Raw genomic sequence first — 9,870 nt, forward strand, 5'->3', positions numbered from 1 at the left:
AACCTCCATGAAAGCACCTCCTAATACAATATGTATTCCCTTATATATGAGATCCCAAGCGCGCCATTGCTGACCAAGCTGGCGCCTTCGGTGCGTGAGCAACAACGGTGAAAACGTCCTTGTCGGGGTGTGGGAAGGCCACGCCACCGCGCTCTATGCTGGCGCCTTCGATGCGTGAGCAGCAACGGTGAAAACGTCCTTGTCGGGGTGTGGGAAGGCCATGCCACCGCGCTCTATGCTGGCGCCTTCGATGCGTGAGCATGAGGAGACAATAGCGGGCTAGAACGAAGTTGAATCGGGGCGGTTTAAGGAATTAGAAATCGCAAATATTAGGCGTTTCGAGGCTTGCCTCGTGATAGGCCGCGAAGCGGCCCATGTGCTTTTCGTGGACAGCAGAAGAAAGATCGCTTGCTCTCCCACAGCAGTCCTGCTTGCTCTAACAAAACGAAGTGACTTGGGGCGTTTTTCCGGCTTTAACTATAGCAAATCTAGGCGTGTCGTGGCCTGGCTCTTATTCAGCCGCGTAGCGGCTCATGTGCTCTCGTTGACTCAACGAATAACCGCAACGGTGAACACAACAAGAAAGCACACCAGGCCGCACATAAAACCATTCAAAAAGTTGTAGAAAAACCTTCTAAAATAGATACGCGCTAACACAGAATACCGCCTAAAATTAGTCGTTTATATGCAATTCCAGAGATGCTCGTAAACTATCTTTTATTGAGATGGGCGAAGATAGCCGGAGCGACCGCGCCGTATAACTCGAACGATTCACGGACTTATAATCAAATCAGGGTAGTTCGGGGGATGTTCCCTGTCCCTGGCCTAAGGCATGCCTAGTCACCGCGGTTTCAAAGCTACGCTCACCACTGCCACGGCAACTGCATCATTTTCTTGGAAAGGGAAGACCCTATTCCTGACTGGGATATTCCCCCCTGAATTCATCCATGCTCTTGAGCAGGTCCAGGTAATCTACCCCACCCGTAATAAGGCGGGTCTTTGTAGCGCGTTCATACATCCACACACTCCATAACTTCATATGCGTTGAGGCGCCTTCAAGGTCCTTGGGCATCATCCCTCCCCACTCTGGATCGTCAGCCATAAACTGGAGTGCCCGATCAATGGCGCGATCCAGATCATTTCGGGGCGAGTAAAAGTCAGACAGATGTACCTGCTCGGCCAGGATCAAAACCGCAAGCACCGGATAGTTCAGAAACTCTGCAAACTTTTCAATCACATCCCGGCCCAGGCTACTGGCAAGCCTACGTCCAGTTTTCAAGTGGCTTAGAGTGCTCGGCGCAATGCCAAGGTGGTCGGCTAGGTCTGTGGAAGCCAGCCCTTCGCCAACAGCTTTCTCGAAGATAACCTGAACCAACTTATAGCCAGGCGTTTCCGGCTCTATTTGCAGGTAGTCAGTTCTTGGCCCTTTGGGCTTTCCCCTCTGGCCATCCTTAGGGCCTGAACCCCCTTTACGGATTCCTGCGTCGATGACCTTCTGTAGGTCTTTATCATTTTTTCCCTGATCCAAGTTTTTCTCCCCATATGACGTCAGTATGTCATCTAGTCAAATAGAACTATACCGGATAACAAATTCTAATACTTATTGCCTATCCAGCGCCGCACGCTCAGCGGCAAGATTGCATCGCTACATCTTAACCCAGGAGTAAGCAATGCTCATCGGCCGTATTGAACACGATCCCAAAAAACACTTTCCGCTGCAGTTGCCGGAGTCAACGCTTGGCCGCCTTGAACTGTACAAAGAACTTTATCAGCAGACATTCGGCGAGAAAGTTGCAAATAACGATCTCGTGGACCTAATGCTCACGAATGTCATGGATAGAGACCGTGAATTCAAGCGGTTCTTGAGAGAGGAGGAACGAAAGAAAAAACTGGAAGCAAAACAACAGGAACGAGGCACAGGAACTAGCCCCTCAGCTGGTGAAGCTGAAACCGAATCTCACGCTGAGGCACAAAGCCATCAGCGTGAGCAGCACCAGGCATAAGGGTACTAGGTCTCGATATGCTGCGCTTGGATGATCTCACACATCTGTTCTACCTGGGGAACAACACGTCTCCACTTGGTACGCAGAACACGGTGATTGCCTGTAGCCCAACTGCGCACAGAGGTAACAGCCTCGTCAGCAGCCACGGCTATCTGGCGTGGGGTCATTACTTCCATCCAGCGCTCTACAGTAGCTTTGATCTCTTTGGAATCGACCCAAGCACCGCCTTCGATAGCGACGTGCTCGGACATTATTTCATTAAGAGCATTGAGCACTTTGTCATATCCGACCTTTCGAGGGACCGCTCCCCCTGTCCAGGTATGAATGGATGCCACGGAAATAGAGCATCCAAGTTTCCCCGTCAGGTGCTCTGCGATCTTGGCCAGAGTCATGCCGTAATCGTCTCGCAGAGTAGCAATATGTCGAGCCAAGTCACTGTCGGTCTTGCTGCGTTCAGCACGCCCACGGGTTGTCGGAATGCTGATCTTGATTTCGCAGCCATGCCTCTCGAGCGTGTTGATCAGGTCGTTCAGGAGTGCGTCACGCATGACTAACCTCTATGAATATTTGGCAAGTCACCCGCCTTCTGAAATGCAGCGACTTGTTGGTTGGACGGCAGCCCGTTTGCATATCCCCAGGCAATGGCAGGAGGACATGAAGCAGGAAATATACGTTGCCTGGTTTTCTAAGGAATATGACCCTTCGTATTCCCATGATGCGATCATGAAATATGCTGGTGAGGCGGCTTTCCTCGCGGTCAGCACATGGCGCCGCCATACCATCCTACCAGTGACCGTTCATAAAGCCGGTCAGGCTGATAGCGAACCCAGGGCTGAGCAGTTTGATCTGATGGCTGAACAGATCCCTGGTTTCACTGAAGAGTTCAACGACGAAATCGACATTGACCCTGAGGCTTTCGTTGAGACCACTTCGATGGCTTCAGCGCACCTCATCGACCTACCCAAACGCTCAGCTCGAACTGAGCTGTCTCATGAAAACTTGTTGGCCCTTCACTGCGAAGGCCTTTCGCCCGCTGAGATCGCAGCCGCAGCGAACATGACCGAGCGCAGCGTATACCGCAGATTGGAACGTCTTAAACATGGAAACCGTAGTACAGTATAGTAAAATTGCCGCGTTATCGGTAGCACTCTTAGGAGCTGCTTTATCCACTACCGCACTTGCCTCTGATCAGGACCTAGGTGTACTTGGCCCGACTTGGGAAATCGTAGAGCCCGACATGCGGCTGGCGATCGTGGCAGAGGCGCATGGTGTCGACTGGGACTCCGTTAATGAGCACCTAGCAGGGCAAGCTCAAAATCATACGAGAGACATCCCCGATTGGTTCGTCCCGATAGCCGAGCATACCGAAACTCACTTCGTAGATCCGTCCTATACGCTAGGTGAAGACATCGAAGCCTTGAAGCGGCAACCCGATGGTACATACCAGTGGGGAGTCATCTATGAGGCCGGCACCAAGGTCAACCCCCTCAAGCACATACAGCCAGAGAACTGGCTCCTCGTTGTTGATCTTCGAGCCGATGATCAGCGTGAACTGGCCATGACGTTAAAGGCCCGCCACCCAGCCAACCTAACAGTAATCGTCACAGCAGGAGATCCAGGCAGTTTGGCGTCTGATCTTGGCCAAGCCGTGTACTTCGCAGAGGAATGGCATTTCGATCGGCTGGGCATTACGCATACCCCCTCTTTAGCTGGCGTTCGGGACAGTCATCCTGACGTAATCGAAGTGACCCATTTCGCCTATCCCTACGATGTCACCACCCTCGAGGAACACCTGCCATGAAGAGGTTACTACTCTCTGTTCTGACTGTTGCAGCTCTCACAACGGGGAGCGCCTATAGTGCATCCCCGTTATCGGGCTCTGCCGCATGTCGGGGAGAGATTTTCAATCCCATCAACGACCCGAACTGGAACAACATGTTTCCGGTAACGGTAGCTGGAATTTCCATGGGGGGTGGGTCTAATCCTTCCCTTATGCACATGGACCCAATCTGTTTGTGTCCTGGGCCCTATGGCATCGACATGCCAGGTATCGGCATGACGTTCTGGGAACCAACGTTCCTCGCTGAAGTGGCGCGAACACCTGGCTGTATGTCGACTCTCGGTGGCACGCAGGTACTAACCGGATACGACTCCCTGACTTCTAACCAAACGTATGGCTCGGGACGTGGAGATAGCAGCGTTACCAGGATGCAAATCCACTGGTATATCTACCCTCTGTTCAGTGTACTCAACATGATGAGTTCGCTGGGGTGCATGAATACCTCCGGGTTTAACCTTGCAGACCTCACTGAGGTCGACGCCACTTGGCAGGATGACACTTGGACATCCATTGCATTTCCAGAGTCAGCTCTCTTCGCCAATCCAGTTGGTGCTCTCTCGTGCATCCCTGACGCCGTAGCTTCTGCAGCGGGTCGCCCCCTAGACATGATGTTCTGGTGTCAGGGTTCTCAGGGCGTCGTGTATCCCCTCACTGGTTCAAGCACCACTCACAGCTCCCCCCAAGGTGGGAATCTCCACATCCTTGGCAAGTACATGCAGCGTAAGACACGCATGGCGGGCCTGTTATCAACGACCGGCCCTTGGGCTGAATGCCAATCCGTTTACCTGCCGAACATGATTCGCAGCCAATACCGTATTGACCCGGTGGCCCCTGTTGCCAGCAACCAAACTGCTGTTCTTGGAATGTCCGAGTTCCGCTGGGGGATGCTGCCTCCCGCCAACACCGCTGTTCGTACTGATTCCGCATTCTTGATCTGGGTAGGTAAGCAATGCTGCGCACTCTGACCGCTATTACTTTGACGCTATTCAGCACATCTGCGTTAAGCCAACAAACAACCGTAGAAGCCGCCCAAGACGCTTTCTCTGCTCTTCAAGGGTCACAGGCGCTTACTGACCTATTCGATGGCCAGAAGAGCCCTGAGGCAATCCTGGAGGCGATGGGGGCGGACACAAGCGGATCAACATCTGGCCAAGCAGCCGGCTCTGAGATGCTAGGAAACGTCCGGGCCCAAGGTCAGACCGGGGGGATCGCAGACCCTGAAATGGCCGCTGAATGGCAAGCACTGAGGGATTCGTTAGACCTAGGTGAACAGGATCGACTGTATTTCTTCATCTCATTTTCAATGCCCGAAAGCTTGATTCGTGGCTATGCACTTGATGCAGCCAGAGCAGGAGGCGAGCTGGTTCTGCGCGGAGTGGAGCCGGGTATGACGCTCCGTGACTTCACCATGGAGCGCTTGCTGAAGGTGCTACGTCCGGGAGGCATGACAGCACCGATCCAGATCGACCCGCGACTGTTCGATACCTACGAGATCGAGACCGTGCCCACGATTGTCCTTGCCAAGGAAGATCCCATGGGCGTGTGTCAGACCGCCAAGCGCCAAATAGGCGAAATCGATGGTCAGCAGCTCGAGTACCAGGGATGCCCTAAGGGCAACCCAGACAATTACTGGAAGGCTGAAGGGTCAGTAACTGCCCTATATGCCTTAGAGCAATTCAACAAAGGCGGTGCCGGCAATGCCGAGGTCTACATCAATGCGCTCAAGGGCGAGGGCGCCGAAAGCGCTCCTGAGCAGGGAGGCGTTGCGTCAGCACAGTGGGAGTCGATGAGCGACGAGCTAGCTGAGCGCAACGCACAACGACTCCGTGAGCGCTATCAAGGCACTGATCGCGAAGTTTACGACACGCCAATGGGGCCGGCCGTTGGTCCCGCGGGACAGAATATTGATCATCTCTGGGAGGAGTGACATGCCGAAGGGCTCTTGCTTAAAACTGTTTGCCATGGGGGCCGCTTTTGCGGCCCTCGCGCCCTTGAGCGACGTGGCAATGGCCACCCCTAACCAAGCGGGAATGAATGCTGGGGGAGCCTGGGCTCGAGATTTCAACCCAAACAATGCCTTCCGTTCAGCTACATCGAGCCTGGGTCTTGAGGATACAAAAACCTCTGGCGAGCTTGGAGGGGAGGTGGGGCTTCAAGTTAAACAGAAACAGCAGCGGAACTTTAGATGCCGCGACGGGGCTCGCCTCACTGCAGGCGGCATTCGAGTTTTGGTCGAAGAGTGTGAACAAAGCGACAATGGTGAGCTTGAGCGGATCAGTGTGTCCGTATGTGACGCACTAACTCAGGGGATACGGTGTAGCGAGGACCGCTACACGGTCACAAGAGAAATACCGACCGGGGGAGAAGCCGCCTTCAGCGGAGGCAACCTGTACGGAGCATATCGAGTCGAGGCTGAGTGTTCTTCATCGTCTTGCACCATGACTATGCACCAACTTCACGGGGATGCATGGGGCGGCAACGATATGCGTCAGAAAGGGAATGATAGAGTCAATCAAGATCCCAATCACCCGTCAAATACAATTAGTGATGTTCGCGACAACCCTACTTTTGAACGTGGCAGCAACTTTGCTGATGATCGTTCAAAGTGTCTCGGCAATCAAATAAACCAACTTTTCAGTGAAGGTGATATTCCAGTTTCATGTGACCCCAACGACCCAAGGACAATTGATTTTCTTGACATCAATGCTGGTGGAGAATGCAAGCCGGATAAAATCACAACCGATTCCTGCGTGGTCGATATACCAACAAGACTCGTTACTTGTGAGCCTGAATCTCGGGAGTGTGAGGTAAGAAGAGACTCCGCAGAGTTTAGCTGCGCTAGAAAACTTGAGGTGACGGGAATAAAAATACCGACATGTAATAATGGCGATCACCTTTTAACTATAACGAGCGACCCCTGCCCTAGCTGCGTCGATTACCTCAGATATAACTTTTACTGCCAAGACCAAGGCTACCGAGTTGTCTATGACACGGTAAAGAAGTCAGATGGTTCACGTCATACAGGCCCTCACTCAAATGTTGTCAGTGGCGGCTTGAACACTACTGTACCTAAAACAACTGTTATAGAGGACTTTAGCGGTAGTAAATGTTTTCGAGTAGCTTACGAGCAGAACTGTAATGGCACTACCTGCAATGTCACAGCTTACTTTGAAAACCCTTGCAAGAACATAAGCTATGCAGGTTCAAATAGCTTCCCTATACCAATGAGAATCGAATTCACAGATAGAGTGATCGATGAATGTACTGGTTTAGAAAGCAGACGGCCTGAGTTATAAACTATGAAATATATTCATTTAGTAGCTTTATTAATCTACCTAATAATACCCCAGGTTACCTTTGGGGCTTTAAGCGACTACCAAGAGTGCTACAAGGTCGGAGAGACATGTATTGATTCTGCCCCCAGAACGATAATGGGTAAAACAGTCAGACGAGAGTGCTGGGAATATGCCGTTACTTATAGATGTTACGGCGATCCATATAGCCACACTTGCAATCTCGAAGCACTACAGAACGATGATGACTGGAAGTTGGTAAACACGTTTGGAGAAACATATCCAGCGACCTATTCGCAATATTCACGCATTCTTCCTGACAGTTGGATCGAAGAATGGCAAAAGAGCGAGTCTACATGTAGTGCCGACACTTCGTATGGCTGTGGCCCAGATATAAGCAGGACAGATATAAAAGATGCTTCTGGAAATATTGTCGGCCAGAAAGTAACTAAGCGCTGTTACATCGGCGAGACACCACGTTGCAATAACGACCCGAACTGCAACATAACGAGCTACGACTGCACCAGAAAGCAAGACGGTTTATGCGTTCGGCAGGAACAGACATATACATGTCGCGAAGATGGGAAATGCGATCCTAGTTCCTACGAAATTATGCCTGAAGTTAGCGATGATGAAGGCGCCTTCTCAGACGCTATTGCAGCGGCAGGTGTCATGGACATGATCGCTGCCGAGGGTGGGTTAGATGAAAACATGCGGATCTTTTCTGGCATGGAGCGCGAGTGCAAAGCGATTACAAGCGATTTCCGCCGCATGATGGAATTTAACGCAACCGTATCAACCGTTTTGGCAACGTATTTTGGAGGACCGCTTGGAGCTGTCTTGGCTGGCACTGCTTCGGCAGACATTCTAAATGCTATTGAGCACATGCAATGCTGTCAGGAAGACCCAGAAGATGTCGTTTTGACCAGCTCATTTATCTCTATGGCTACAGGAATCGGTGCTGACTACTGTGACCTCGAAGATGTAGAGCTTGCTGCTGCTCGCATGGCGAAACGAGCCGTCCAAGTTACACCCGGCTTTGTTCCCACCAATAATACGCTATGCACGTTCGCAAATTATATTTACAACGCGCCTGCGAAAGGTGACATGTCCTACGCGAAGCAAATATGCGCACATTGGACAAGGCCATGGTCGATTGCGAACACCCAAACTCAGGTGGATAGATACCAACGCTGGTGCGAGTTTGACTCGATGCTTGCCAGAATAATTCAAGAACAGGGTCGAGAACAGCTTGCCGAGTTGGCTTCGCAAAACGCAGGTGGAGCTGTTACCAAGCGCATTGAGTTTCCTTTTTACAATTCTGCCGGAGGATGGTCGAACGAGCTAAATGCCAACAGCAATCGAGTGCGGTTCTGGCAGTGGAAAGAGGAATGCTCTACCGATGAAGGCTTTACCAATTCGATGTTATCTGGATACGATTGCCCTTCAAGCCCAGACATTTATGCAGCGGTCTGCTCTGAAACGTCATGCGGGGCACCGCCTGATCACCCTGTTTATGGCTTTAGCCCAGGCTGGGAAACCCATCGCTTAGCAGCAGAGGATCATCACACCCGTGCGATCAACCGATATTCGGTTGTAGAAGGTGGGTGTTTTGAAGATGGCAGCTGTGAATACAAAGTTCACGCTTGGAAAGCTGGCGCTGGTGGTCAGATGCGCATTCCCTTAGATATGAAGTGGCCAATCAATTTTCCTAATGATGGCTGGGGCGAGTTTTCTTGGGCGCATAACAATGTTCACTTCGAGGCATATACAAACCCTCTAGGTTCAGAATCCCCTTCCAGAGGGCTGCGCATGTGTATCGGTTCATCATATGAATGCTATGACAATGCGGCGTGGAATGAAGTCAACATCCAAAATGACATTACTAATTTGAATAACTATGTCAGCAACAGTCCACCAGTGACTCTCACTGGTGGATGTTCCGTTGAGGAATGTGAGTTTAGAGCTTCAATTGAAGTCAATCTTACAGCTAAGCCTTGGTACACCTACTCAGAAAAGAAATACGAGCCGTGCATGCTAAAGGTTTTGGGTAGCTGTGTGACAAAGGCCTCCACAACTTACGATCGTCAGTACAAGCCAGACTGCACCGGGTTCACTATTGACGAGTTCCTTGCACTTGATCTCGGCGATATGGATTTCTCGGAGTACGTGGAAACGTTGTCGGAAAAAGCACAATCGGAGTTCAACCAGACATGGGCAAGATAGCTTTAATTCAAGCTACTTGTGTGGTGATGGTATTGGCATCTACTGGCTCCTTCGGGAGCCCAGTAGACCGAATCACTGCCCAAGCTGAAGCGCTGGCATCGGGTGCAGCCGGTTCAGAGGAAGTTGTGCAGAACGCGGGGCAGAGGCCTTTCATGTTCACGCCCAATAATGGGTATGTAGGCCTAGAAACCCAGCTAGATGTATCGCTCACTTATACGTCCTTTGAGAACGGTGGACAGAACGTTAGAAGAGTTGAAAAAGCAGTTGTCGACTGGGGTGACGGCTCAAGTCCGACCACAGTGCCCCCTGGCACACCCGCCTACCATACGTATGGCCACCGCAATAAGGAGGGTGCCATTACACCTCATGGAAGTATTGTCTATACCGTGAACCGCCCCGGTTATTCCGGAGACCGGTTTGTTTGAGTCAGGCAGCTTCACCCGACTCCTCCAATTGACGATAATACGTCCTTTCTCGTTCTGCTGGTGGAACGTTTCCTATGGGTTCC

The 9,870-nt window shown here is 51.4% G+C and carries 9 protein-coding genes; 7 read left to right on the forward strand and 2 right to left on the reverse strand.

The genetic code is table 11. From position 1 onward, the window contains the following. Window positions 1-910 precede the first annotated feature (910 nt). Complete coding sequence (locus HZS80_RS15935; protein ID WP_035561871.1) at window positions 911-1,528, reverse strand: helix-turn-helix domain-containing protein; 618 nt, start codon at window positions 1,526-1,528, stop codon at window positions 911-913. Between the two features lie 142 nt (window positions 1,529-1,670). Here HZS80_RS15935 and HZS80_RS15940 point away from each other — a divergent pair, with 142 nt between their 5' ends. Further along, the gene (locus HZS80_RS15940; RefSeq protein WP_035561868.1) at window positions 1,671-2,003 is read left to right on the forward strand and encodes a DUF2274 domain-containing protein; all 333 of its coding nucleotides are present in this window, start codon (window positions 1,671-1,673) and stop codon (window positions 2,001-2,003) included. A 5-nt stretch (window positions 2,004-2,008) separates the two neighbouring features. Here the strand turns inward: HZS80_RS15940 and HZS80_RS15945 are convergent, their stop codons facing one another. Next, complete coding sequence (locus HZS80_RS15945) at window positions 2,009-2,551, reverse strand: hypothetical protein (RefSeq protein ID WP_035561865.1); 543 nt, start codon at window positions 2,549-2,551, stop codon at window positions 2,009-2,011. On the opposite strand from HZS80_RS15945, the gene HZS80_RS15950 reads away from it, so the two are divergent. The 6 genes from HZS80_RS15950 (at window position 2,550) to HZS80_RS15975 (ending at window position 9,362) form a co-directional block, all read left to right on the forward strand. After that, window positions 2,550-3,125: a helix-turn-helix domain-containing protein gene (locus HZS80_RS15950; RefSeq protein WP_035561861.1), complete on the forward strand. Its 576-nt coding sequence runs from the start codon at window positions 2,550-2,552 to the stop codon at window positions 3,123-3,125. The two genes, HZS80_RS15945 and HZS80_RS15950, sit on opposite strands and share 2 nt — an antisense overlap. Then, complete coding sequence (locus HZS80_RS15955; protein ID WP_035561858.1) at window positions 3,103-3,804, forward strand: hypothetical protein; 702 nt, start codon at window positions 3,103-3,105, stop codon at window positions 3,802-3,804. The genes HZS80_RS15950 and HZS80_RS15955 overlap by 23 nt, the downstream gene beginning before the upstream one ends. A 134-nt stretch (window positions 3,805-3,938) precedes the next feature. Continuing rightward, window positions 3,939-4,808 (forward strand): TraU family protein, encoded by an 870-nt coding sequence (locus HZS80_RS15960; RefSeq protein WP_232774892.1) that lies wholly within the window; start codon window positions 3,939-3,941, stop codon window positions 4,806-4,808. Next, on the forward strand, window positions 4,793-5,770 hold the full coding sequence (locus HZS80_RS15965; RefSeq protein ID WP_052703831.1) for a type-F conjugative transfer system pilin assembly protein TrbC: 978 nt from the start codon (window positions 4,793-4,795) through the stop codon (window positions 5,768-5,770). Before HZS80_RS15960 ends, HZS80_RS15965 begins: the two co-directional genes overlap by 16 nt. A 1-nt stretch (window position 5,771) precedes the next feature. Further along, window positions 5,772-7,139, forward strand: coding sequence for a hypothetical protein (locus tag HZS80_RS15970; RefSeq protein WP_035561851.1), 1,368 nt, complete (start codon window positions 5,772-5,774; stop codon window positions 7,137-7,139). Window positions 7,140-7,274: 135 nt separating this feature from the next. Continuing rightward, complete coding sequence (locus tag HZS80_RS15975; RefSeq protein ID WP_158414226.1) at window positions 7,275-9,362, forward strand: conjugal transfer protein TraN; 2,088 nt, start codon at window positions 7,275-7,277, stop codon at window positions 9,360-9,362. Window positions 9,363-9,870 lie beyond the last annotated feature (508 nt).

Source organism: Vreelandella glaciei (assembly GCF_013415125.1).
Lineage (GTDB): Bacteria > Pseudomonadota > Gammaproteobacteria > Pseudomonadales > Halomonadaceae > Vreelandella > Vreelandella glaciei.